Raw genomic sequence first — 20,506 nt, 5'->3', positions numbered from 1 at the left:
AACTGCTTAACCAGATTGGCTAACTCAGAAGCGCTGCCTTTGGTCGTCTTGGGTGATACGCCCCCCCTGCCCTCCTCCCGCATCAGGTGGGGGGCTCCCATCTGCTGATCCGGAGAACCATTCGCCAACGTAGTCTCGGCTCATGTCCCTCTTAATCTGCTCGTTTCTTTCCTTCGCGGCTACAGCCAACTTGTCTGAGTAAGGATTTTTTAAATTGGGAATTGCCCACGCTTCGCCAATCCTATCAACATTGACGTTGGGTATTTTGTTTATAAGGTCAATTAACCCATCAATGCCCGACACCGCGCCTTTAATCATGAGGTTAAGTGAGTCAAAGACTACGTTAACCACGCCAATCATCGCCGCTCCGATGATATTGCTTAAATTCATGAAGACAAATTTGATGTCTGTGGAGGCCGCAGTGAAAGACCCAATGATTAAATTGGTGGTGATTTTTACATACTTACCGACGTCGTCCACGACGAACCGTCTGAAGCCCTCACTAAACTGCCATGCAGCATACAAAGCTGCAGCCAATGCACCAACTATGAACCCAATGGGGTTGGCCATCATTGCTGCAGTAACGGCCTTGATTGCGCCAACAAGGCCGACATTCAACGCCACTGTTAGCGTGGAAATACCTCCAATCAGCGCAGGCGCATAGAAGCCAGCCAAAGCCGCTACAGCTATTCCGGCATGATCCGCAACAGTCCCTAGAACAGCCCCTAATCCAGAAAACAATGGGGCAACAAGCTGGCCAAAAGAGGCCATATAGCCACCGGCGACCCTAATACCATCTGCGATCTTGATAATGACGCTTGCGAGCTCAGCAGACACTCCACTCGCTTTGTCAAATTTCCCCACAAACTCAGTCACATTCGTCTGAATGCGAGTGAAAGCATCGCCAATGGTCGCGGGCATATCTGACGCTCTTTCGCGGACGTCATCTAGCGGTTTAATAACACCTTCAGCAATCACTTTGCCGGTGATTTTCCCTTGCGTAGCCATCGCTCGTAGGCCGTTTACAGTTGTGCCAAGCTCTTTAGCCAAGGCCTGAGCAACCTCCCCGCCGTTCGCGAGCACGGTCTCCAATCCCTGCGCATCCAACTTCCCTACGGCCATAGCTTTTGCTAACGCATTTTGAACAGACGTAGCACGTTCGCCGCGAGTAGCGGTGAGAACCAGCATATGGTTCAGACTTTCAGTGAAAGCAGCAGCCTCATCAGACGATTTCCCCAGGTCACGCAGAACCGATACATTCCGTGAGTAGACATCAACGGTCTGTTGAAGCGGGCTGTAGCTCGCATTCGCGATATCTACAAGCCTAGTCATCATTCCTGCCGCGCGGGACATATCTCCAATGGATGCGCCAACTACAGACTGCATGTCCGACCAGCCATCAACAAATTGCTGCAATTGACGCAAGGCAAATAACCCAACAAGCCCTTTTGCCGTTCGCATAGCATCTGAGTACAAGGCTGTGAGACTCTTGCCCGCTTTTGCTGCCTCTTTATCAATCTCGCTAATATCTTTGGCAGCTTTTTTGCCGCCCTTTGCTAAGCCATCAGCCGCCTTTTCCATAGACACAGCAGAACGCACCAGCCGATCTAACGCACCAGCAGACTTGTCTATTCCTTCAGCGCCATCTACACGCAGACCAAGGGCAGCGATTTCCATAGGGTTTCACCCATAAAAAAAGGCCGCTAAAGCGACCTTGTGTAATTCAAGCGCGGTTCAATTCACCGCAGTTTCTCTAACAGCCTATTTGCATCTTCTAAGCAGGCTCTCTGCTCGTGAGCAACAATCTTCACCCCAGCCGTTCCCGCGAGATTGGTGGCCACGGTATCGCCTGATTTTTTATACATCTGCACTGCTTGAGCTGTTTTCATGATTGTGGGGGCATCGCACTCTACCCCTTCTGCCGTGACAAAATACTTACCAATGCCATTCTCGCGCACCTTAATCCCCACAGCCTCGACAACTTCGCTTTCGTTCCAAACTTTGCCTGCTGTGGCCACTGGCTCAGTGTCATCATTTCCGCATCCAGCCAGCGCCATTGAAAATAAACCAACTAGAAAAACTACTTTCACCCCCATCTCCACAATCCTCAAGCCGGCGTAGGCTCTGTGTGACTACTTCCAATAGAGAGAGCTTGTCGATACTCACTATCCTTCTCTATCACCTCTGTTGATGTGTCATAAGTCCACTGAGCTGCCAGATTTCGTAAGGCGGAGACCGCTGCCTTTCCTATTCCTTTAATCTCTAGTAGCTGGCCATCAGTCCTGGAGCGAATGTCATCAATTGTTTTTATGCCAGCCGCCTCTAATATCCCAACTCGATGTGGGCCGATTCCGTCACCAGTCGATAGCACAGGAACAAGCAATGACTCCCAAGGAGGCGAGAACACATGCTTAACGGTATAAACGTCCTTGTTTCCCAAGCAAATTTTTTCAATTTCGATTTTCTTCTGGGCTGGCGTCAGTGTCGCATCCTCATAGATTCCTCGGACCTTCAACAGCAACCCGATATACACCTGAATACCACCGATATACTTGAACTGATCATTCTCGTGGTTCCATGTTCGATCAGGATCGTCCCATTCTGAAACTGCGAACCAAATACCACCAGGCTCTATGATTGGCTCCTTATTCCCGTTAGGCCTAGGAATAAAGTTTTCTGTCCGGTGTCTGCACAAAGCCTCTGCAGCGGTTTCAAAGCCTAGGTTTGCATGAAAGCGGAATTTAAACTCTGGAATGCCATCTTTATTGATAGTCTCAACTACCTTCCTTTCTGGCATGCCACTCAATGTTGCATAGACTCGAATATCCGGCGACTCATCGACATCCATAGCCCGAACATTCAATGCATTTTTTCGTTTAACGGCTTTCTTCTGCGTATGCCTGTATACCAAAAACGCCAAGACAGCCAAGACTAGAATCCACTCCATCTCGCCTCTCCGTAACAAATGAATACGGAGAATCATAGCAGCGAATCAATTACCGCTTTAGCATGTCGCGTGTGAACGTCTTGCTTTCCCCACCCTGGTGCGAGAGATAAGCATCATCCATGGCCCGAATGATTCCCGCGAAGGACGACGCATCGGTGATGCTCGCTGATTTCGCATATGCATGAATCGCGGTCCAAGGCACAGGACCTGAAGCCATACCCACCTGCCTGTCTGTAGAAAGCTCCCAGAAAGCCTGCCAGTAACTCCATTCGACATCATGGAGATCAGGCGGTATCAGGCTTTCCGGGATTTCTTCTCCGAATCGCTCATAGTCCTCAATGGTTTTCTTTGCGTTCGGGTTATCAAGGCTCCAGCGCAGGCGGGCAATCAGTTTTTTGTGGCTTCCTCCACAAACAGACTTGCGTCCACATCTACACGCTGAGCTGCCTGCAGAACCAAGCCCGCGAATCGTTCGCCGTTGCGGGAAGTGATGAATCTCACGGCCAGCTCTGGGCTATATACCAGATCTTTGCCGCTATCCTTAAGGCCACGCCAGCCCTTGAGAACCACTTCTGCCAAGGTTTCACGCATGGCCTTCGCCAGTTGCTCTTCATTCAAGGGTTTGCCGCGGTTCTTTAGGCGCAGTGCCGCTTGCTTTTGGCTCAGGGCCTTCTGGGCATCTTTGGAGCTAATGCCGCACACCAGCAGCTCAACACCGGGAGCGCCATCCAGATCACCCACCCAAGTGCCTTTATCGATTACGTTCAAGGCTTCGTCAGACAAAACCAGATCTTTGATTTCCATTTCCAATCCTTATGGTCTCAGGTCTCAAGACGGGGCAAGCGGCGAGACCAGTTCCGCCCGCCCCTAACCGCTATGGCGGGTTCTTAGATTTCGATGATGTTGCTATCGACGGCAATCGACCATGCGCGCAAGTGCGCGGCAGTCGCATCGCCGCCTTGGCGGGCACCAGGCAGAGCTAGGCCATAGAACATATCGGTCATACCTGCAGGTGGTGCAGACGCAGTGTGCGTTCCAGTGCCGGCTGCAGTCGTTTCAATGCCGGTTGCTGCATCGGGAATGGTGGCAACAGAGAAAGCGTTAGCCGCAAGACCAGCTGCAATGACGTAGTAGATCTTCCCGGCCTCCAGGCCAGCGGGCAGAGCCCCGCCCTCATTGCTGAATACAACAGGCTGACCAGCCTCTAAGCCATGGCTTGGCCATGTGACTACAGCCGGAGCTGCAACGCTGATCGTCACATCAGAGGACGGCATGCAATCCGCGCCCCATTCAATTTTGAATTGGTACGGAACGCAGTCTGCAATGGCCGCTTTGAACTTAATCTGGCCAGGGTCCAAGGCCATAGGGACGAAAGAGTTTTCCATCGTGCCGCCATTCAAAGTGGTCTTGAACTTGCGCACACGCTTCTCATTGATCAATGCCTGTTCACCGACCTCTTGCGTATCGCCGATTGCGCCCGCATTGGCCCAGCCGCCGACCTCCGTCCAGGTTGCGTCTGCAAAGTCAGCCGCAGTAACAGTTCCCTTGGCGGTTACACGTCCGCCGATATACAGCTTTGACCCGGATACCGGGTAAAGTCCACCGCTCATGGGTTTCTCCAATAAAAAATCCCCGCTGATTAGCGGGGCGGCAAAAAGAAACCCGGCGCTTGGCCGGGTCAGTTGAGTGTTAGGTGCGTGTAGGTGAAAGGCAATAAAAAACCCTTATGCTGAGGGCCCTGAAAAGCAGACAAAACTAAGAAAGGCAATACGCGAGCACAACCGCAAAGTTAAGTGGAACATGAAATCTAAAGATCGATTTCCTAATCAAAACTGAGAAAAAATCCTCTTTCACCTCTTGCACCACCTTAGTATCAATAACCAAACTAACCACTTCCTCGAGAGGCTTGGAAGCTGCTCTGTTATACAGCTTTCTAAAAACCCGCTCTCGTTGCAAAAAATAGGAATCGAAAAACATAAAAATCATTCCAGGCGGCAAGAAAAACCACCAAGAAAATTCATTCGCTTTATCACTAGCAGCAAACGCGAGCATAGCGCCCAAAACAGTAATACTCGCCCCCTTTGTAACGGCAACACTATTTGCGAGTCTCGAGATCACCTCTTGAGTAATATTCAAATAACCTAATCGTAACGCGATCAAATCAGATTCATTCATAATCAATCCGGAAAAGACAGTCCATTATCAGCTGCGATCTGCTCTAAGTCAGAGCGCAAATCATGCCTTGGCCAGTCTCTGAAAAATCTTCTATAGTTATTTTTCATTAACCAGTACGCAAGCAAAGCTGTCGGATCAGAAAATAAGCCATGACGAAGCGATCTTTCTTTTATTTTTTTACGCAAACCAACATCTACAACCACAGCACTGAGAGAATCAAGAGAAACCTTTTCCAGTAGATCACGATAAGTATCAGCCACCTCCAAATATAAACTAGTTGGAGATTCTGAGGCCTCAACCCCCATATCTAAATAAATTAACCTTGAGGCCGAATACAGACAACTCTGGGCCTTCCGTATTCCTTCCAGCTCTCTCGATATACTTAAAAACACCTCATCCGTTGATTCCATTAGAGCCATGCTACGAGCAACTAATCTTTTAGTTGACTCAGGAACAAAATTATTCGCTTTATATACATCAGCGTGTACCAATTCTGCGTACGCATGTTGCAGCAACGATCTTGATTGAACCTCACATCGCAATCCGCTAGGTACAAATACCCCCTCAATTTCCTGATCAACCACACTCGTTACCACATAATGATTCGACTGATAGTCAAATACGGATGGCTCCTTAAGGCTTTCATTAAAGAAGTCCCTATCTTTGCTGACAGCCCAAGAGTTCCTATTGATTATCGCTCTATCCAAAATATCAAGATCTGATTTTAAAAGAACTACAAATCTAGCACCAATCAAATCAGTAACTTGATCTCTTGGAGATGAGTACAATTTTTTTAATATCTTATCCTCAATTGACTTCTTAGATTTAACTCTTAGCGATGTTTCAATCTTAAAGAAAGATACAAATCGTTCTTCCCCAACCTCATCTTTTACTCGTCTCTTAACTGTCTGGACGACATGCTCTCCCCATTTTTCAAGGGCTGGCTTTGTCGCATCAAACCAGTCAAAAAACTCAGTAGTCATTATTCACTCTTTGAGAGAGTTCCCGTTACTATGACAGTCGTACTTCCATCTTGTGATGGCTCTATACTAATAAGATTCCCACCATCTGACGGAGTTGTAATCATCACTTGAGAGCTAAAAACAAATTTCCGCCTCCTCTGTATTTTGCTCTTAATATACCCAACATCTTTGGTTATCGCATGCTCCGGAAATGACTGTGATCGCATGTACTCCTCATAGTCATCCGCCTCATTAGAATCAAGATGCCTCACGGCAAAATCTGCTGTTGAGATAGTCGAATCGTTACTTCTGAGCTCACTCCTCAGAGATTCACTTTTATCAATTAGAGTATCAGCATCGTAGCCTCTAGACTGAAGAAACCTCATTGTTTTCTCATAAAAGTCCTGGGTTAGACGTTTATCAGAAGCAGCTATATCAGCACCCAAAAAATCAGAATAGAAATAATGGGCAGCATTACGAGTCTCTACTGCAGTTAAAAGATGATCAAACAAATGCATTGTATATTGATCTATATTTCTCAATCCATCGATTACCCTAGGCGTAGCGACGATCTGCTGCAAAAAACCAATTTTATATAAACGCTGAGAATCAGTTAAAAATATATTATCCAAATAATCAATAGATACCGACCCACTCTCTTTAGGTACTTCAGCTAAAGCGTCTTGCATATCTGCCTTCACAACCACCAAGAAAGGCCTTTGAAACTCCCCTGTAACTCCTGACATTACAAGCAATTTACTCTCAACCAGCCCTTTAATTCCTTGAGCATTACACAAATTTTGCGCTATTTCTTTAGAAGTTTGAATAAAATTTTCCTCTGAAACTCCTGCCTCCATAGCTTGAGCCGCAGACTGAAAGAAACTACCTTGCTGATCTCGTTCAATATCTACTTTAATACCTTTCGACTTACTTCCTAAGGCTTTCGCGATACGTCGCGAAAACATATCGAAACCAGCAGGAGGCAAATCAACCAACTCATCGGAACATGCTGCTGTAGCTGTTACTCGATCAACCGCTTTGGGGATATGATGAACTATCGCCTTTCTAATCTCTAAGCCATTCAATTCCAACATTGCTATGCCTTTTCGATATGTGTGAAATTGCAACAACATAGCAACTACTCAAGCAAGACTCAATACTGTTCATAAACACAGCATACAGGCATTGACTCTTGCCTACAAGGCGGCCAACTTCAATCGAATTTCTAACATATGGCCACTCCCGCCCTAACAGATCAATCGCAGACACAGCCGCTATCCAGAACCCTCCTAGATAGTTACTTCCGATACGTCTCGTTCACGCCGGTCTATTGTCCGTGCTCAAAGACTGCTGCTCGGCATCTACCGATTTAAGGTTGCTTGGAAGCGTTTGCCCGTATGAACGGGCATAAAAAAACCGCCTGGATGGCGGCTATTCTTTATTCGCGGATGTTTTCGTCCGCTCCGGTTTTCTGGCTAACTCCTGGCCGCCCGCTTTCGATTTCAGGCCCACCATCTCGGCTGCGCCTTTAGCCATATGGCCGGCAGCCTCACCAATTTTCCCCTTCACCCAAGCATCACGCGCCAGCTTTCGCCGGGCCTCACAATCTGTGCACATCATTATCTCCTATGCAAAACACTGCCATGGGATGCGGACCGGAACAGTCCAGAACCCGTTTTCTTCATAACCCTCTTGGGCGTGGGGATAGTCAGTCACTGACACACACACCCCGCCGTAGGTCATTTGCGTGCCGTCACGAAAATGATCTGCAACCGTTCCCGCGATCTGGTCGTAGGCTGAAACGTCCTGGCCAAGTGGATAAACCAGAGTGATGATCAAGGCCCCCGTGCGCCGATGCGGCTTACCTGGCGCGATCATTTGCCGAACTGGCGCCACGGTGACTCGCCCTACTCGCAAGTAAGGCTGCGGCAGCCCGCCTGCATGCGGCACCTCAAAGGTCTGGCCTGGCCAAGCCTTGGTATAGGACAGTGGCAACGATTCAACCCGGCCCTTTATGGCCAGCCAAATTGCCGTTTCAGTTTTTGCGCTCATCCCGTGGCCTCGCTCTGCACTTCCTTGGCGGCCTGAGCGACCAACTGAGGCCATTGTGCGATAGCGCCCTCAACGAAATGATTTCCAGCCTGGTTATAGACTCGACCCAAAGAATCAGCGCCCACAAACCCATAATTCATGCGCCGGGCGTAAACCGCTTGATATCCGAGCCATATGGCCTTGGTCAGCGGCAGCAGTACAGCCACTGCCCCTACATTGCCTCCAGAGAACGGCCCTTCTGCTGTCTTTGGCATTCCCTGTTCAGAAGCTACCAATGACCTTGCAAGATTTCCTTTCTCAAACGGAACTCTGCCACCCTCTTCTTTCGTCCGGGCCATTTCCTCGCCCAGCAAGACAATGGCCCGATTTCTAGTGGCCTGGAGCCGTGCCTCTGACTTGGCAGCCCAAGCGCCAACCTGTGCCGCAAAAGACGTAGCCATTATTCAAGCCCCTTAAATGTCAGTTGGTACGTGCAATCGCACCCGCAATGTATATTGTGCTTGGCTCCACCCGCTGGATCATGGGGGTGCTGCATAGTTGTTCCATCAGGCAGTACGAAGGGGGTATTTAATCCCATGACAGATACTCCGCTCATGGCAATATGTTCGGGCCTGCCATCCTTGCTGCCGCGCCGATGACGCCAAGTCTTTTTAACCGCACTGGCATCAACCCCTTGAGCTTCCACCAACTGCTGCCACTGCTCATCCCGCGCCGACATAACGGCGTTGGCTGTCTCTGTGGAGGCCACCGTATCAGCCCTGGATTTCAACAGGGCATTGCTGAACTGCCGCTCACTGATCAAACGATCAGCTTCTGGCACCGCTGTTCCTGCTTTGTAGGCCCGGATAATCCGCTGCTCGGTCGCGGCGTTCACCTTGTACCGGAGCGCCAGTTTGCCGTCCTGACGAGCAATCACCAAATCCCGCACCCCATCTGCAGTGCGCATGCCCTGCGTGACAGCCTGCAAGCGTGCTGCACGGGGGGCATCCAGCCCCAGCACGCCGCCAGCGCGTAGCCCGCCCTGCACTCTGCCTGCCAGATCGACTGCGATATTACGTGGACCTTGGCCTCTGCCAAACCCAGCCTCAATGACCATGCGGGCCACTTGAGTCTGTTCCTCGGCAAAGCCCGCAACGCGATTGGCGACGTTCTGCCGAATCCACTCTTGAGCGCCGGGGTTAGTCATGCGGAATCGCGTACCGATGCCGCCCAGTCCCTGCGCCTGGATCTGCGCCGCCGTAGATGCGCCGGCCAGTGCATACTCTTGCGTCATCTTGGACGAGTACTCAGCCCAGGCCGCTTCATTGATATTGAGCGCAGCAATCGCACCCTCGATGTCCGTTCTGGTCAACGCATCAAGCAAAGCCCGCCAATCAACCTGGGCTTGCAGGTCAGTGACCGAAGCCATGAAAGCCCGGTGAATCTCCGGCTCAAGATCAGCGATCAATTGTGCGAATAGGCGTGCCTGCGACCGATTGGGTTTACGTGTAGCCATATCAGCCCCGAATAATGAATTTCACCGCGCTCACAACCCCTGCAGCCGGGATCTTTTCAACCGCAATAATGTGAACCGGTGCGCCATCCACAGAAAGGACATCACCCGCTGTGTACTGCATCGCTGGGACGGTACATATAGCCTGACGATCAGAAGCCAGAATTACGGTCCCGTCCATCTCAGTACCAATAAGCTGTTTGCTCACGCCGCGTACTGCACCACGCAAGGGCTCCGTCTGAGTCGTAGGCTCAACCGGTTCCCATGGCTTACTCGGGTCCAGGGTGCCGGGAATCTTGCGGGTCAGCTTTATCTCGCCCTGCCCTAGTCCACCTTGGCTCGTCGGGGTCAGTAAGTCACCGGCCATCTTAGCCATGTCTGAATAGAAGTCGGCCATATCACACTCTCAAAATGCACTGTGTTGCGCCACGGTTGACCAGTAGGCAGCGCAGCAAATCCTCAACTTCGGCCAGTTGGGCGCGCTGCATATCAAGAGTCAGCGCAACGCCATCAGCCGGCCCGAATCGTTCACGCTCGATCACATCCACGCGCTCACGCTTGTTCACAGCACCCGGAGTAAAACTCGGGCTGGACACGCCTGGTGTCAAAAGCTCCACCAGCGCGAGTGCATAGGCGGCATGCTCGATCTCGAGCGGTACGGAATGGTCGGGCAACGCCTCATTTGCACAATGATCGACAGCGCCTGATCTTGGCCATGCCAGGGACTGTGCGCGGCCTTGCGTGGGCTTGCCCGGGTAACGTTCCCCATACTGCCCATCCAACGACCGGCTAGCTCGCACAAGCGCGGCTGTGCGCTGGGCATTAGCCACACCATCAGCAGACCACGCGGCACCACCGGCCGACATCGAGTGATACTCCAGTGCCCCATCCAGAGAGCCGTAATATTTCATACCGGCTCCTTACGCCGTTTGACGCAACGCCTCGCGTACTTTGTCAGCACCCGCCTTGTGATGAACGGAAACCCCGCGTTCCTTAGCCAAAGCATGCAGTTGTTCTGCGTTTAGCTCGTCCAGCCCATCCCCAAGCGTTGTATTGGCATTAGCTGCATCAGACGCCAGCTTTTCAGCCTCAATGCGCTCTGTGGACTTCGCTTCGAGCTCAGCTTTAGCTTGCTCCTCAGTCTGCTCACGCCGTGTAAACGGGTGCTCGTAACCAGCCGGAGCAAAAGCCGCATCAATGATCTTGTAGCCCTGAGACCGCAGCTCCACTTTCTGCTCTGGAGTAACCGGGTGCTTTTGATAGATAACTTTCATTCAAATCTCCAATTAAGGAGAGCGGCCGAAGCCGCTCCTACCGATCAACCCTGGCCTTCGGCCATCACACCTGCACTGTGCTTGATGCTGGACACAACCAGATCCCAGTTTGACCCGGTAGCGATCTCGGAGTCAGTAGGAGATTTGCCGCCATTCGCCATGTCCCAGGCATAGCCTTTCAGGCCAACGGTAAAGTCGTAGTCAATCTGCAGCGTGGTTTCAATTCGTTCCTTGCCGTTGCTCGTTTCCACGTTGGAGACCAGGTTGCGAGGATCGCGCACCAAGGCCGCGCCGGTAGTCAAAGACAAAACACGACGCTTCGCGGGGTCTTCCGCTGCGGCTGCAGTAAACAGAGCTGGCGCATCAGTCACAATCGATGGGCGGCCCAAAATATCGACGACGCGCACGTTGCCGGCCTGGAATAGCGTTTGAGCATTGGCCAGATTCAGAGCGATGAAGTTGTGGTACTGAATGCCATCCATCACCTGAGCAACGATCTGGCTGGAATGATCGCCAAACAAAGCGTGCGACTCGTTCACCGTCAAATAATCAACTTTCTTGGATGCAGACACATCCACGGTAGCGGCCGCCCCCTGATTGCCAATGGCGGCCACCAGCGCGGCAATGACGGTATTGAGCTGGTCTTGCAGCAGCAACTCCGCAAAGGCGCGAGAGGCAACCTCGACACCTTCAGCCGTAGGCTTATTCAGCCACGTCATCTGAGACGGCTCATAGCGCACAGGGCCAAAGCCACCAGCAATCTTCACCGCGACGAACTTATCCTGAGACAGATCAATCGGTGTCACGGCATTGTTGGTGCCATAGCGGTCAACGCGGCGACGCGCATTGGACAGGTTTTTGAAGAACGAAGTCATCACGAAATCGCCTTCAAAACCTTCAGTAGTCAGAACAATGGCACCGTTGGAGGCGGCATTGAATTTATCGACCATTTGCGCCAGCGTTTCAATCGTCGCTGGCATGAAGTACTTATTGAATACTTCCATTTGAGAGAGAGACATCTGTAGCTCCTATAGCTGTAAAGATGGATGCCGCGCGAGGCGGCTAAGCTTGTGTTGTCGCGCCTCGCGCGTTGCTGCACCCATCGGGGCAGCTATCTATCGGCCAAGCTCTGGATACTTGGCAGCGATTGCTTGTTGGCGTTCCTCTTTGGAACCACCAAAATTCCCAGCAGCCTGACCGCGCTGCCCTGCACCGTGGCTTCCAGGCGCGCCGGGACCGGACGCCTTGGCCAGATACGCCTTGCCTTGCTTGGCAGCAAAATCTTTCACAAACTCAACCGGTGAGACTTCACCCAGATCGGTATCTGCAAAAGCGACTCGCTGGCCATCGTCTTCGCGACGCACCTTGATCTGATCGGCAAGGAACTTGGAAAGCATTGGCTTATGGGCAGGGTCAAAACCTGCTTCATCAAGGGCCGCATTCAGCGCATCACGCCGAGTCTGCCCGTCGATATAGCCGTCACGCTCGGCCACCTGCGCCGTCATGGCGTCTAGGTCCGTCTTGTGCTTGGCTTTCAGGCCCTCGACCGCCCGGGCATGCTGATCCTTAAGCTGAGCTAGCTGTTCATCCGGCTTGGCCCCTGATTTAAGGCGCTCCCATTCGTCAGCGTCGAAGTCCTCGGGCAACGCACCAATGCGGCCTTCCAGTTCCTCGATCTTGGTCAAGCGCTCTTTGGCCTTGGCAGCGTTTTCCTTGTTGGCGCGAATCACGCCGGAAACCTTCGGGTGCGCGTCGATATCCTCGACGTCCAAAACAAAGCGGCCATCGGCCGCTTCTGTGTATAGGTCTTTGAGGTTTTCTGGAACCTCGCCTGCTTCGGTATAGAAAGATTTCAAAGCCACGTCATGGCCTCCTTAGTTGGTAGCGCCCTCGGCGCTGGGAAATAGCGAGCCTACGCCCGCCAGAGGATCGCTATCAGCGTCGTCGTCGCCAATATCTCTCTCCTCTTCTTCGTAAGATTTATCTTCGTGAATCACGCCGCCTTGCTGCAGCTTGTCGAACAGCGCCCGGTGCGACATAGCACCGCTCTGCCACGCGGCGACCAGTGCCTGAATGTCCTGAGCTGTGATAGAACGATCGAAGAACTCCAAGTTCGGCGTCACAACGACCTTTTCAGGATCTTCGCCAATCCACTTAGCAATATTGCGCAGTGCCCGCTCCAGACCAGCGGCAGAGGTCTGGGCAATGCTTGTAAGTGTGGCAGTCTGGCTGGCAGCGCGTAGCTTTAGAGCCTCTCCGCTTTCAGCCGATTGGCCTGACTGGAGTACCTGGGCGCCAAACTGAGCCGCTCGTGCAAGGGCTTCTTGAATGGCATTAGCCTGCTTCTCCAGACCTGGGCCAGTAAACTCCAAATACTTGGCGTCGCCACCTTGCGGCAAAATCCACAACACTGAAGAACCCAGCGTCTTGGGCGCAAGTCCTTGCTGAATTGCACTTACAGGATCGTCAAATCCGATAGCAACCGGAGTCGGCTCGCTGGTCATGTGCAACGAGAAGGAGAAATCAGCATCCAGGCGGTAAATGCGCACGGCCAGCTTTGCTAACCCATAAAGCGGCACATCGTCTGGCTCAGGCGTTAAGTCCAACGAGCCAGCAAACACGAACGGCAGAAAGTCCAGCGCCACTCCTCGTGGCGTGGAGGCGGCGACCTCTTCACCTGCAGACCAAACGCCATTAACCTTTTCCCAGACTCGGGCGCGGTACACGCCGTCATACGCTAAACACTCACGCAGGCGTGTCACCTGCTTCCACTCGCCAGTTTCACGATCACGGATAGGGCCAGATTCGTCCAAAACAACATAGTCCGGCACGCCACCAGTAGAGTCCCAGTTAATGATGGACTCAGCCACGTAGCCGGACAGATAAGGAATCCCGTCCCCGGTAAGACCAGGCAACAGCCCATACCGGCCGGTGGTCATGATTTCCATGCCCATGCGCCGGTGCAGGGCGTCCAGTGTCAAGCCGTCAAGCGTGGCTCGCTCGCGCAGATGCTCCATAGACTCCGGAAGCTCAACCTTCGCAGGCTTGGCCAGCATAATGCCGACCGCCCCCCGAATTGTTGGCGCCGTAACCTCGGGAAACTCTGCCCGCGTCTTATATAGGTCGTAAACGCGGGCCTTGGCGACCAGATCCTCAATGGCTGTTGTGCCGGTCTTCATCGGCAAGTATTTCTCGCCTTTTTCCTTAACATCGTCCTCACCCGCTACCGCATCACGCATCAACTCCCATGAAGGAGTAAAGCTGATGTACTCCGGGTGCTTGATACTTGGGTCTTGCATGTGATTATCCAAAAGCGGTTGTGACAACTCCGGCCGACTTCAAGCCGATATTTGGTGCCAACTCGGTCAATGCCCAAACTGCGGCATCAAGCCGGTCGGGCGATTTCTTAGCCGTTGCTGGCACATATTCCATAAGTTGGTTTTCGAGCAGATACAGTGCGCCTTTATGCGCCACCCGGCCCTGTTCATAGAGTGCTGAGATAGGCTCAGCTCGGGCGAACTTGCCCTTGCTGGCATGGACACGGACGATGCGGCCCTTAAATCCAGCATTACGCAGCGTGGACTCAGCCATATCGCCGCCCTGGTTCGTCTCAATGACGATAGCGTCGGCATTGTGCTGCTCGTATGCACCAATGGCCTTCAGCGCCCAGCTATTCGGACTGTACTTGCCGCTGTAGTCACCATCTACCGAGTACTGACGGTTGTCGCCTGCCCCGTAGGAGCTGGCCACCACAATGCCGGTCTCGTCGCTTTCGTCGCTCGCAGTCGTGGCCGGGTCAACCGCCACCACCGTGCGTACCAGCTCATGCCCTATCTGCAGGGCATGGGCTGCTGTAATCAGTGCCTCAGTCCACAGCGCTCCCTCAGCGTTGAATCGCCGTGGACGCTGCATGTACTGCGCCTCTGCCGTTCGTCGGTGAGAAAACAGAGCGGCCCGGTGTGTTTCGTTGTGCTTGAAAGGCCAGAGCCAGCCATCAGGCAGGCCATGATCAATCGGTATACCGTGTGTATTCTCTTCCGGGTACGGCAAGCTGTTGTCGATGATCACCGGCAGATTCAAATGGTGCCATTTTTCCCCGGACCCGCCACGCAGCAAATAGCCGCTCAGGTCCTGGTAGTGAATCCGCTGCATGATCACAATCATTGGCGTGGTTTCAATTGCCAGCCGTGATTTGATCGTTTCGTTGAATCGGTCGTTAATGCCGCCCCGCACCGTGTCGCTGTATGCGTCATCAGGCTTGACCGGGTCATCAATAATCAGCGCCCCTTGCCAGCCTGGCTCCATATGCCCGGCCCGAAAGCCAGTGACCTGACCGGCAGCGGAGGACGCATACACACCTCCACCATGCTCGGTCCACCACATGGCCTTACTGTCGGCATCGTCGCGCAGCACCATGGGCCACATGGCCTGGTAGGCCTGAGATTTGACGACACCGCGCGCTGTGCTGGAGTTCAGCAGCGCCAGGTTATGCGAGTACGACAGATGCATGAACCGGGCCCGGTTATTCAGCGCCAGGCCGCGCCCAATCATGTTGATCGTGGCTAGCTCGGTCTTTGTATAACCAGGCGGGACATTAATGATCAGGCGGGTAATCTCTCCAGACACCACGCGATCGAGCGTTTGCTGGATCACCTTGTGGTGCGGGGCCACTATCATCTTGGCGCCCATGCGTTGTTTGAAAAAAAAACGGCCAAAATATAGGCCGTCTTCTTCACACTCAATCTTGCGGGCGTATGTTCGTTGGTCAGCAGTCGTCATCAGCCAGCATCTCCTGCCGGGCCTGTTTGTATTCTTCTTTCGTCAGGGTGGCCAGCTCAATCGGCCCGCCAGTAGGGCTGCCATGCCCAACCTGCTCGCGGAACGCCTGGACGCTGACATGCTTGCCCAACAGTTCCAGGTTCTTCACCTTGTCAGGCCATTTGATTTTCTTGAGGACGCCGATGGCCGCACGATCATCGCCCGCCCCCCCAAACAACTCAGCTAGGTCGAACCCGGTCAAGTATTGCCGCCATACCCTGGGCCACTCACTGAGCGGCTTCAGACTCATTGCGTCTGTCATGATGTCCAGTACGTCCATTCGGTCTATCTCGACCAGACGGGCCAGCACATAATCTGCGTCTACCTGGACACGCTCAGACCGTTTTGCCTGAGCCTCTTGAATCGCATTAGCAATTTCAAGTTTCTTCAAGTTCTGCTCACCGATCTGACCTGCTGTCTTGGGACTATACCCAGCGCGAATAGCAGCCTGCGTGGCGTTCAGGTCAATTAAGTATTCCTCAACAAAGCATCGTTGCTTTGTTGTCAGGGCCCGAACACCGAAAGACCTAGCGGCTGCCTTATCTCTAGCGGCCATATATCTATCCTCATTGTTCGCCAAAATAAAGTGACCCACTTAATGTGACAATAGGCATTCAAACACAATGTATCTATGAAGGAAGTAGGCCAAAGATCATGGAATCACTAATCGTTCTAACTCGTAAGGGTATGTCTGACTTTCGATACGAAGACGGTATTGCATGGTGGACAGCAGCCGCGAAAAGAGTACAAAACTGTGACTACGTTGTCTGCACTCACAATCAACAGAATGCCCCCGACATACACAGAAAAGCATTTCTTATTGGAAAGGTGAGTGGCGTCACTCAAAATGAGTATGGGCGTATATGCGTCAACATCAGCAAGTATGCGTACCTTGACGTCCCCAGATACGGCCCTATAAATCGGCTACCCTACTCATATGTCCCAACACACGAGCTTGGACTTGATCTAGCGAAGCTCAACTGGACTCAGTTTGATCCGGATAGCCTTGCTTTCGATGATGAAACTATAGATGTGCACCAAGCACAGAGGGCGGTAGAGGCAGAACCCTCAGCAACAACACGGAAAACATTGATAGAGGCTCGTATCGGCCAGGGAGCTTTCCGTACGACACTTTTAGAACAATGGAACAGTGAGTGCCCGATAACAGGATGCACTATTCCTGAAGCACTTCGGGCATCTCATATCTTGGCATGGGCAGACAAACGAGCAACCAATTACGATAGACTCAGCTCAAACAATGGGCTATTACTTGCCGCCAGCGTTGACGCTTTGTTCGATCGGCACCTAATCAGCTTCTCTGATACTGGTGAACTCCTGCTAACCGAACAAATTGAAAACCAAGTAAGCGCTCTGGGAATAATAAAACGCTACTTACCTCCACTGAATGCTGATCAACAAAAATACTTAGCATTACACAGAGCGAAGTTTGGGAAATTTTAAGACAGCAATACGTAGAGTAGCTACGAGATAATGGCCTGCTAAGCCCGATCGTACGCGCGTCAACGAAAAGGCGCTGCTTTGCTATCAGCGCCATTTCTTTCATCCATAAAAAACCGCCCGAAGGCGGTTTACATGATCGACAACTGCACTAAATTAATCAGAGGGCCCTTCTAGCGCCTTTTTATATGCGTCGTTTTCCGACGCTATCTTCTTTTCCATGACCGCTAGCACCGCTCTATCGTGAGATGTTAACTCAGAGTTTGTCCTGCCGTTGATTATCCTATCCCTTTCCTCGATAGATTGATCGCGCTTAATACGCTCGGCTTTAATTTCAGCTTCTGTTCCCATAACTTATCCAACCATTTAAGGACACCAGCATATCACTGATTAACAGACTAACACCATCCCATAGCCTATAGAAAACCTGCCGATCTTTCGATGGGCGGGCGTACTTTGCCTGTGCTGAGTGCTAACATCACATGCCTTACCCATTGGAAAAGCGACCCCATGCCAATCATTGTTCTTCTTCCGATCATTACGTTGCTTTCACTTGTGCTGGCCTGGCGAACTCGCGGAGTTGATCGAGCACTAAGCATCGCGATTACGGTGCTAAGCGCTGGCTTTTCGGCAGTGTATTTCTCTATATTATCGGCACTCTAACTCGGCCGCCTAAAAGAACCGGATAGCCCTACGTATAAAGACAAAGGCCGCCCAATCTTTCGACTGGCGGCCCTGTTCAAAACCTATAGGCACAGTTGTGCTTGCTGATATTGTCCCGGTTTCTGTCCCGGTTTGCCAGAAGTTCATGTCCCGGTTTCCACTGATACAGAGCGGAGCCACCATTCGCTGCCCCAATCCGGTTTGAACTGACCTGCCCACTCTCTTCCAGGCTGTCCAGGACACGGCGCACACCTTTGCGGACACGCTCCCATTCCTTGGGGCTTTCTGGATGACCGTCAGCCACGTGACGCACAATCTGAATCATCTTGAAGGCCCGATTCGGATACGCCGCCAGCAAGTCAATCACCTCCGACGCATACTTCACGGCAACACCTCCTTTTCCACCTTGGCCCTGAATCCTTCCAGGTGCCGTTTGTAATCCTCGTCTCGCAAGATGGCTCCGGTAATCTGACGAATCCACCGACGAGCCACAACCAAGCGCTCAGATGCCGACAAATCCCGGAAGTGCGAGTTCTTGCGGGTGTACTCCGCCTGCACCACCATGGCCTGATAAAGCGGCAGACGCAGGTACAGAACATTCACAGCCTGGGCGTGGTCCTGATTGATCGGCCGATAATCGTCCTCCCATGGCACGTACCGCTCCATGTTCCCAACCGTCTCTCCGGACCAGCACCAGCGAGCCCAATTCCAAAGCAAATCATCGCCGGTCAGTTTTTGCATGGCTGCCCTCCCCGAATAACGCTTTGAGTCCTTCCCGAGCCCGTGCCTGTTTCGCCTCGGGCTGCCGCTCCTGATGCTCTTGCCGCTTCCGGCGCACAAAATCAACATGCTTGGACGGGTCCTGGTACATCCAGCTTGGGTATGACATATCAAACCTCCCGCACCGAAATGCCGTGAACCTGGAGCATGAGCTTGCGTTTCATGATGTAGTCCCGCGTACGCATGCCTTTGGCGTCCTCGATTACCTGCTGACCGGTGGCGGTGTCCGTATAGCGAAAGTCGGCCACGTACTCACAGGCGCGCTCCGGCTTACCGTCATCGCGGCGCTGCTTGGGGATCAGCTCGAAACGGGGCTGCAGTTCCAGGTCGGTGATCTGCCCTGCCCGCTCCAGCAGCTTGAGGGCGCCATACCGGGACGCTTCCCGCTTTGAGTCGAAGGTATGGCCGTCGATCACCGTCTTGCGGTTTCCGTACTTGCGCTTCATGCGGCCTCTCCCTGAGCTGCACGGGCCATATTCAACACTGTCAAAGTGCGGCCCTTGGGGGCTCGCAGGATCTTCCCAGCCCAAGCATTTTGGTCTTTCCCCGTCTGGCTGACAGCCTGCTGCGTCAGATCTCGCACTTTCTTCTGTCCCTCTGCGCGCACTTCTTTGGAGTCCACAGGCGACGGCAAGGCCAGCGTCGGATCTGGAATATCAGCCCAAGCGCCCAAGGCAAGCTGACTGGCCAACGCTTTGTTCCAGCGGTTCTCCAGTTGCTGGTAAGCCTGGTTCATCATGTCGTATTGCCCGACCGCAATGGCAGCGTGAAAGATGGCTGGGTGTGACCAGGCGCCTACTTCGCCCTTTGCTCGGGCCTGCATACCACGTACCGCTTCAAAGAACGCCACATCAGCCTCCAGATGCGGCCGGCATGCGCGCAGGAACTCGGGCAGGCTTGGCGGCCAGTCGAACATGCGGCGGCAGTTTTTGATGCCCAAGGCTACGTCCTGCGGAACAATACCTTCTTCGTCAAACGCTTCTGCCCAGGCGTCTTTCCAGTCCTGAATCGATTGCTTGTCCTTGAAATTCGCTCGGAATTTGTTCGGATAGGTGCCGTTCAAGCGGTTGAACAAGTGGTCCATCAAGCTGATACCATCCAGCTTGGCGTGAGTTATCAGCCATTTGCTTTTCGATTCACACGTCGATAACATGCGCTTCCTCCTGGCGAATACGGCCCTGGTTCACGTAGGCAAGCGGGTCGAATTTCTCCTGACCAGCAGGCTTGCGGCTATCCCGGTCTTCCAGCCAACTGGCTTTCCCTCCCCGCCAGCCGCGCAGCATGCATTCAGCAAGAAAGTCGTCAACGCTGTAGCCCATGGCCATGGCCCGCTGTGCTTCTGTCCCCAGCCGGTTTGCAGCGGTCTGCGTCAGCGGGGCTTTGATTTCTTTTCGGTGTCGCAGGTAGTCGGCGACCACTTCGGGGCTTGGTACAGCAGGCCAGCTCGAAAAATCGATAGCAGGCGCGGCAGCGCGTGCGCGCGGTTTTATCTTTTCTTCTTTATCTGTTTCTTTATCTTCTTCTTTATCTATATCTAGGGCGTCACTGTGACGTTTCGGTGACGTCATATCGCCGTCACCTTCCTGTTTCTTCTGTCTTTCCCGATACTTACGGGTGCGCTCAGCGCTGCTATCTGATCGAGACTGACGCTTTTCCCATGCAATCGGCTGCCAAGCGTCGTCAATCAAACCAGCAGCCATCAAGCGCTTTTTCACATCACGGATGATGGCGTGGTCGATCCACAGGCGCTGGGCCACAATGCGATCCAACAGATCCGGGCAGCAGCCCTGATCCAGCGCGCCGTCACTTTTCAGAGCCAGAACACCAATAAAGTGACGCTGATCCTCAAAGGCCAGGGCAATCATCTTGGGATCGTTCAGAAAGT

At 52.7% G+C, this 20,506-nt stretch carries 25 protein-coding genes; 1 reads left to right on the top strand and 24 read right to left on the bottom strand.

The window, feature by feature from the left end; genetic code table 11:
- Positions 1-24 precede the first annotated feature (24 nt).
- The 19 genes from DUD43_RS09020 to DUD43_RS08930 form a co-directional block, all read right to left on the bottom strand.
- Entirely contained in the window at positions 25-1,677 is a 1,653-nt protein-coding gene (locus DUD43_RS09020) for a tape measure protein (RefSeq protein WP_153230022.1), read from the bottom strand.
- A 62-nt stretch (positions 1,678-1,739) separates the two neighbouring features.
- Positions 1,740-2,096, bottom strand: coding sequence for a hypothetical protein (locus DUD43_RS09015; protein ID WP_194273469.1), 357 nt, complete (start codon positions 2,094-2,096; stop codon positions 1,740-1,742).
- Positions 2,097-2,107: 11 nt separating this feature from the next.
- On the bottom strand, positions 2,108-2,947 hold the full coding sequence (locus DUD43_RS09010; RefSeq protein ID WP_153230020.1) for a helix-hairpin-helix domain-containing protein: 840 nt from the start codon (positions 2,945-2,947) through the stop codon (positions 2,108-2,110).
- A 387-nt stretch (positions 2,948-3,334) separates the two neighbouring features.
- Positions 3,335-3,751, bottom strand: a complete 417-nt coding sequence (locus DUD43_RS09005; protein WP_153230019.1) for a hypothetical protein — start codon at positions 3,749-3,751, stop codon at positions 3,335-3,337.
- An 83-nt stretch (positions 3,752-3,834) separates the two neighbouring features.
- Complete coding sequence (locus DUD43_RS09000) at positions 3,835-4,557, bottom strand: hypothetical protein (protein WP_153230018.1); 723 nt, start codon at positions 4,555-4,557, stop codon at positions 3,835-3,837.
- Positions 4,558-4,702: 145 nt separating this feature from the next.
- The gene (locus DUD43_RS08995) at positions 4,703-5,122 is read right to left on the bottom strand and encodes a hypothetical protein (RefSeq protein ID WP_153230017.1); all 420 of its coding nucleotides are present in this window, start codon (positions 5,120-5,122) and stop codon (positions 4,703-4,705) included.
- A 2-nt stretch (positions 5,123-5,124) separates the two neighbouring features.
- Positions 5,125-6,105 (bottom strand): GTP pyrophosphokinase, encoded by a 981-nt coding sequence (locus DUD43_RS08990; protein ID WP_153230016.1) that lies wholly within the window; start codon positions 6,103-6,105, stop codon positions 5,125-5,127.
- Positions 6,105-7,178 carry a nucleoid-associated protein gene (locus tag DUD43_RS08985; RefSeq protein ID WP_153230015.1) on the bottom strand — a complete coding sequence of 358 codons (1,074 nt, stop codon included), beginning with the start codon at positions 7,176-7,178 and terminating at the stop codon, positions 6,105-6,107. The genes DUD43_RS08990 and DUD43_RS08985 overlap by 1 nt, the downstream gene beginning before the upstream one ends.
- Before the next feature lie 532 nt (positions 7,179-7,710).
- Entirely contained in the window at positions 7,711-8,136 is a 426-nt protein-coding gene (locus tag DUD43_RS08980; RefSeq protein ID WP_194273468.1) for a DUF4128 domain-containing protein, read from the bottom strand.
- Entirely contained in the window at positions 8,133-8,576 is a 444-nt protein-coding gene (locus DUD43_RS08975) for a hypothetical protein (protein ID WP_153230013.1), read from the bottom strand. The genes DUD43_RS08980 and DUD43_RS08975 overlap by 4 nt, the downstream gene beginning before the upstream one ends.
- Positions 8,576-9,631: a hypothetical protein gene (locus DUD43_RS08970; RefSeq protein WP_153230012.1), complete on the bottom strand. Its 1,056-nt coding sequence runs from the start codon at positions 9,629-9,631 to the stop codon at positions 8,576-8,578. The genes DUD43_RS08975 and DUD43_RS08970 overlap by 1 nt, the downstream gene beginning before the upstream one ends.
- A gap of 1 nt (position 9,632) precedes the next feature.
- The gene (locus tag DUD43_RS08965; protein ID WP_153230011.1) at positions 9,633-10,025 is read right to left on the bottom strand and encodes a hypothetical protein; all 393 of its coding nucleotides are present in this window, start codon (positions 10,023-10,025) and stop codon (positions 9,633-9,635) included.
- A gap of 1 nt (position 10,026) precedes the next feature.
- Positions 10,027-10,539, bottom strand: coding sequence for a DnaT-like ssDNA-binding protein (locus DUD43_RS08960; RefSeq protein WP_153230010.1), 513 nt, complete (start codon positions 10,537-10,539; stop codon positions 10,027-10,029).
- Between the two features lie 9 nt (positions 10,540-10,548).
- Positions 10,549-10,902, bottom strand: coding sequence for a hypothetical protein (locus DUD43_RS08955; protein WP_153230009.1), 354 nt, complete (start codon positions 10,900-10,902; stop codon positions 10,549-10,551).
- Positions 10,903-10,946: 44 nt separating this feature from the next.
- Positions 10,947-11,921 carry a major capsid protein gene (locus DUD43_RS08950; RefSeq protein WP_153230008.1) on the bottom strand — a complete coding sequence of 325 codons (975 nt, stop codon included), beginning with the start codon at positions 11,919-11,921 and terminating at the stop codon, positions 10,947-10,949.
- Positions 11,922-12,017: 96 nt separating this feature from the next.
- Positions 12,018-12,764 (bottom strand): hypothetical protein, encoded by a 747-nt coding sequence (locus tag DUD43_RS08945; protein WP_153230007.1) that lies wholly within the window; start codon positions 12,762-12,764, stop codon positions 12,018-12,020.
- 12 nt (positions 12,765-12,776) lie between these two features.
- Positions 12,777-14,201, bottom strand: coding sequence for a DUF4055 domain-containing protein (locus DUD43_RS08940; RefSeq protein WP_153230006.1), 1,425 nt, complete (start codon positions 14,199-14,201; stop codon positions 12,777-12,779).
- 4 nt (positions 14,202-14,205) lie between these two features.
- Positions 14,206-15,681, bottom strand: a complete 1,476-nt coding sequence (locus tag DUD43_RS08935; RefSeq protein WP_153230005.1) for a DNA-packaging protein — start codon at positions 15,679-15,681, stop codon at positions 14,206-14,208.
- A complete protein-coding gene (locus DUD43_RS08930) occupies positions 15,668-16,276 on the bottom strand; it encodes a terminase small subunit (protein WP_153230004.1) in 609 nt (202 codons plus the stop codon). Before DUD43_RS08930 ends, DUD43_RS08935 begins: the two co-directional genes overlap by 14 nt.
- 98 nt (positions 16,277-16,374) lie before the next feature.
- Between DUD43_RS08930 and DUD43_RS08925 the strand changes: the two genes are divergently transcribed.
- Positions 16,375-17,181 (top strand): HNH endonuclease, encoded by an 807-nt coding sequence (locus DUD43_RS08925; protein ID WP_125304140.1) that lies wholly within the window; start codon positions 16,375-16,377, stop codon positions 17,179-17,181.
- A gap of 736 nt (positions 17,182-17,917) precedes the next feature.
- Here DUD43_RS08925 and DUD43_RS08920 read toward each other — a convergent pair.
- The 5 genes from DUD43_RS08920 to DUD43_RS08900 all read right to left on the bottom strand — a co-directional run bounded on the left by DUD43_RS08920 (position 17,918) and on the right by DUD43_RS08900 (position 20,486).
- Positions 17,918-18,226, bottom strand: coding sequence for a hypothetical protein (locus DUD43_RS08920; RefSeq protein WP_109089687.1), 309 nt, complete (start codon positions 18,224-18,226; stop codon positions 17,918-17,920).
- Positions 18,223-18,495 carry a hypothetical protein gene (locus DUD43_RS08915; RefSeq protein ID WP_228125946.1) on the bottom strand — a complete coding sequence of 91 codons (273 nt, stop codon included), beginning with the start codon at positions 18,493-18,495 and terminating at the stop codon, positions 18,223-18,225. The genes DUD43_RS08920 and DUD43_RS08915 overlap by 4 nt, the downstream gene beginning before the upstream one ends.
- A gap of 236 nt (positions 18,496-18,731) precedes the next feature.
- On the bottom strand, positions 18,732-19,067 hold the full coding sequence (locus DUD43_RS08910) for a DUF1064 domain-containing protein (RefSeq protein ID WP_153230002.1): 336 nt from the start codon (positions 19,065-19,067) through the stop codon (positions 18,732-18,734).
- Positions 19,064-19,774 carry a replication protein P gene (locus DUD43_RS08905; RefSeq protein ID WP_153230001.1) on the bottom strand — a complete coding sequence of 237 codons (711 nt, stop codon included), beginning with the start codon at positions 19,772-19,774 and terminating at the stop codon, positions 19,064-19,066. The genes DUD43_RS08910 and DUD43_RS08905 overlap by 4 nt, the downstream gene beginning before the upstream one ends.
- Complete coding sequence (locus tag DUD43_RS08900; RefSeq protein ID WP_153230000.1) at positions 19,758-20,486, bottom strand: hypothetical protein; 729 nt, start codon at positions 20,484-20,486, stop codon at positions 19,758-19,760. The genes DUD43_RS08905 and DUD43_RS08900 overlap by 17 nt, the downstream gene beginning before the upstream one ends.
- Between the last annotated feature and the right edge of the window lie 20 nt (positions 20,487-20,506).

Origin of the sequence: Alcaligenes faecalis, assembly GCF_009497775.1 — a bacterium.
Classification (GTDB): Bacteria; Pseudomonadota; Gammaproteobacteria; order Burkholderiales; family Burkholderiaceae_B; genus Alcaligenes; species Alcaligenes faecalis_D.
Note: the sequence above shows the minus strand (reverse complement) of the source record. Positions and strands in the feature narration are given on the sequence as shown.

Coding starts and splice junctions, on each gene's coding strand:
- DUD43_RS09010 (WP_153230020.1), bottom strand. CDS start 2,947: ATGGAGTGGATTCTAGTCTTGGCTGTCTTGGCGTTTTTGGTATACAGG.
- DUD43_RS09005 (WP_153230019.1), bottom strand. CDS start 3,751: ATGGAAATCAAAGATCTGGTTTTGTCTGACGAAGCCTTGAACGTAATC.
- DUD43_RS09000 (WP_153230018.1), bottom strand. CDS start 4,557: ATGAGCGGTGGACTTTACCCGGTATCCGGGTCAAAGCTGTATATCGGC.
- DUD43_RS08910 (WP_153230002.1), bottom strand. CDS start 19,067: ATGAAGCGCAAGTACGGAAACCGCAAGACGGTGATCGACGGCCATACC.
- DUD43_RS08985 (WP_153230015.1), bottom strand. CDS start 7,178: ATGTTGGAATTGAATGGCTTAGAGATTAGAAAGGCGATAGTTCATCAT.
- DUD43_RS08940 (WP_153230006.1), bottom strand. CDS start 14,201: ATGCAAGACCCAAGTATCAAGCACCCGGAGTACATCAGCTTTACTCCT.
- DUD43_RS08980 (WP_194273468.1), bottom strand. CDS start 8,136: ATGAGCGCAAAAACTGAAACGGCAATTTGGCTGGCCATAAAGGGCCGG.
- DUD43_RS08900 (WP_153230000.1), bottom strand. CDS start 20,486: ATGATTGCCCTGGCCTTTGAGGATCAGCGTCACTTTATTGGTGTTCTG.
- DUD43_RS08990 (WP_153230016.1), bottom strand. CDS start 6,105: ATGACTACTGAGTTTTTTGACTGGTTTGATGCGACAAAGCCAGCCCTT.
- DUD43_RS08975 (WP_153230013.1), bottom strand. CDS start 8,576: ATGGCTACGTCTTTTGCGGCACAGGTTGGCGCTTGGGCTGCCAAGTCA.
- DUD43_RS08925 (WP_125304140.1), top strand. CDS start 16,375: ATGGAATCACTAATCGTTCTAACTCGTAAGGGTATGTCTGACTTTCGA.
- DUD43_RS08905 (WP_153230001.1), bottom strand. CDS start 19,774: ATGTTATCGACGTGTGAATCGAAAAGCAAATGGCTGATAACTCACGCC.
- DUD43_RS08965 (WP_153230011.1), bottom strand. CDS start 10,025: ATGGCCGACTTCTATTCAGACATGGCTAAGATGGCCGGTGACTTACTG.
- DUD43_RS09020 (WP_153230022.1), bottom strand. CDS start 1,677: ATGGAAATCGCTGCCCTTGGTCTGCGTGTAGATGGCGCTGAAGGAATA.
- DUD43_RS08950 (WP_153230008.1), bottom strand. CDS start 11,921: ATGTCTCTCTCTCAAATGGAAGTATTCAATAAGTACTTCATGCCAGCG.
- DUD43_RS08935 (WP_153230005.1), bottom strand. CDS start 15,681: ATGACGACTGCTGACCAACGAACATACGCCCGCAAGATTGAGTGTGAA.
- DUD43_RS09015 (WP_194273469.1), bottom strand. CDS start 2,096: ATGGGGGTGAAAGTAGTTTTTCTAGTTGGTTTATTTTCAATGGCGCTG.
- DUD43_RS08930 (WP_153230004.1), bottom strand. CDS start 16,276: ATGGCCGCTAGAGATAAGGCAGCCGCTAGGTCTTTCGGTGTTCGGGCC.
- DUD43_RS08960 (WP_153230010.1), bottom strand. CDS start 10,539: ATGAAATATTACGGCTCTCTGGATGGGGCACTGGAGTATCACTCGATG.
- DUD43_RS08970 (WP_153230012.1), bottom strand. CDS start 9,631: ATGGCTACACGTAAACCCAATCGGTCGCAGGCACGCCTATTCGCACAA.
- DUD43_RS08995 (WP_153230017.1), bottom strand. CDS start 5,122: ATGAATGAATCTGATTTGATCGCGTTACGATTAGGTTATTTGAATATT.
- DUD43_RS08955 (WP_153230009.1), bottom strand. CDS start 10,902: ATGAAAGTTATCTATCAAAAGCACCCGGTTACTCCAGAGCAGAAAGTG.